Source organism: Paraliomyxa miuraensis (genome assembly GCF_026337845.1).
GTDB classification, from domain to species: domain Bacteria; phylum Myxococcota_A; class Polyangia; order Nannocystales; family Nannocystaceae; genus Paraliomyxa; species Paraliomyxa miuraensis.
The window spans coordinates 1-413 of record NZ_JAOVZF010000059.1; the positions used below are offsets into that span (position 1 = coordinate 1).

Below are 413 nucleotides of genomic sequence, written 5' to 3' on the forward strand. Positions count from 1 at the left end.
GTAAACCCGTTACCGGGTGCCTCCCGGGCCGGAGCCCACAGCCGGATCGGTCTGGTGTAGCGCCGAGGTCATGGGCAAGCACAGACCGAGAGACGAGTGGAAGAGCTGGGTGGACAAGTGGCGTGTGAGCAGGCTGGATCGCGCAGCGTTCGCGAGGAAGCACGGCCTGAGCTACAGCAGCTTGTTCCGGTGGTCACAGTTCTTCGGGGAGGAGGTCGACATGGAGGTCGGCTTCACCGAGGTGCGCGTCCGGGAGACTAGCTCGTGCGCGCGGCTCGAGGATGGCGTGATCGAGATCGTCGGACGGTCGGGTTGGGTCGTTCGCGTGGCTGGTGCCGTGGATGTCGAGCGGCTCCGCGAAGTGCTCGAGGTGGTGGGCTCATGCTGACGCTGCCGTCGGGAGCCCGGATGTT

The 413-nt window shown here is 66.1% G+C and carries 1 protein-coding gene; it reads left to right on the plus strand.

All coding sequences use genetic code 11. The features are described from left to right. Positions 1 to 70 precede the first annotated feature (70 nt). Positions 71 to 388, plus strand: coding sequence for an IS66 family insertion sequence element accessory protein TnpA (tnpA, locus tag OEB96_RS00255; protein ID WP_266213367.1), 318 nt, complete (start codon positions 71 to 73; stop codon positions 386 to 388). The last annotated feature ends 25 nt before the right edge of the window (positions 389 to 413 follow it).

What these genes read in the sequence shown, in the direction of transcription:
- tnpA (WP_266213367.1), top strand. Translation starts at nt 71, where the DNA reads ATGGGCAAGCACAGACCGAGAGACGAGTGGAAGAGCTGGGTGGACAAG.